Source organism: Pseudomonas sp. OF001 (assembly GCF_904426495.1).
GTDB lineage: Bacteria > Pseudomonadota > Gammaproteobacteria > Pseudomonadales > Pseudomonadaceae > Geopseudomonas.
On record NZ_CAJGBM010000057.1, the window covers coordinates 1 to 1,300 of the forward strand.

The 1,300-nt window shown below is 54.2% G+C and carries 3 protein-coding genes; all 3 read right to left on the minus strand.

The genetic code is table 11. The features are described 5' to 3' along the window. Positions 1 to 43 precede the first annotated feature (43 nt). The gene (locus RA210_RS19430) at positions 44 to 553 is read right to left on the minus strand and encodes a hypothetical protein (RefSeq protein WP_090352011.1); all 510 of its coding nucleotides are present in this window, start codon (positions 551 to 553) and stop codon (positions 44 to 46) included. After that, entirely contained in the window at positions 550 to 768 is a 219-nt protein-coding gene (locus RA210_RS19435) for a hypothetical protein (RefSeq protein WP_090352009.1), read from the minus strand. The genes RA210_RS19430 and RA210_RS19435 overlap by 4 nt, the downstream gene beginning before the upstream one ends. Positions 769 to 778: 10 nt before the next feature. Next, positions 779 to 1,300: HAD-IC family P-type ATPase (locus tag RA210_RS19440; protein ID WP_201487717.1), on the minus strand; the 522-nt coding region annotated here is incomplete at its 5' end.

Genomic DNA, 1,300 nt, shown 5'->3' on the forward strand with positions numbered 1-1,300 from the left:
AAATCGACTGTCGTGTCTGGGCATGGTATGCGCTCCCTGGCGATTAGCGGGATGGGTGACGATAGGGCAAGGCTACTTCCACATCGGATGGCCCTCCCTCATTGCGACGGATGCGCAAATGAATGACATAAGGCATATCCCCCTCCATGCGGAAGAAATTACCGAAGGTCACGGTGTCGGCAATTTTCATGGGTTCCAGAAGCTTTTCCTGAGATGCGCCTCCGAGAGGCTCAACTCTCGCTCGCACTGATGCTTCCGAAAGGCGTTTGCCCGTCTGCTCTTCAAAAATGGCCACCACCAAGTGATGAGTATCGCCCCCCGCTGCATTAGTGGGCTGCATGTGCTTGCCGGACTTATGCTCTTGCTGGGCAACCATTTCAGCCGGCAATACGCCATAGTAGATCGTCAGTCCGTCCTTACGCACCGGTTGCCCAGGAACCTCGGCATACGCGTTCGAGTAACCGGAAAGCATTACCAGCATTGCAAGCCAGAAGAAGTGCACACGCATCCATGAAGCTGACACCCTATGATTCAAAACCACATGCGTCATCATGGCAAATCCTTCCTCTGCAGTTTACGGCCAGCTTCGCCAATATCCTTATCGAACTGTCGGACACCACGTGCGGTCTGGATCAGGACCAAGACCGGGCATAGCAAGAAGATCAGGGAAACAAGCAGCGACTTGACGCTCACCCCGTACAGGTAAAGTACTGTCGCGATACCAATGGCACTGACCACAGTGCAAATGGTCAGAATGTTGCGTTTCATGATCTCACCCCTACCTTGCGCCTATACGGGCGCGTTTGAGCAGTGCGGAGTTGACGATCACCGACAGCGAGCTGAGCGCCATGGCAGCAGCGGCGATGATCGGATTGAGCAGCCCGAAGGCCGCAACAGGGATGCCAATAGTGTTGTAAATGAACGCCCAGAAAAGATTCTGCTTGATCTTGAGCATGGTCGCACGGGAAAGCAGGATTGCCGTGACCACATCTCGGACATCATTCTTGATCAAGATGATGCCCCCGGTTTCCTTGGCCACATCGGAGCCGGAACCGATGGCGATACCAATATCAGCAGTGGCGAGCGCCGGCGCATCGTTTACGCCATCGCCAACCATCGCTACGACCTGACCTTCCTGCTGCAACTTCTGGATCACTGAGACCTTGTCTTCGGGCAATACTTCGGCGATGACACGATCGATTCCAACCTGTTGAGCAATCGCCTTGGCCGTACGTTGATTGTCACCAGTCAAAAGAACCACCTGAATACCACGCGATTTGAGTTCACTAATGGCTTCGGC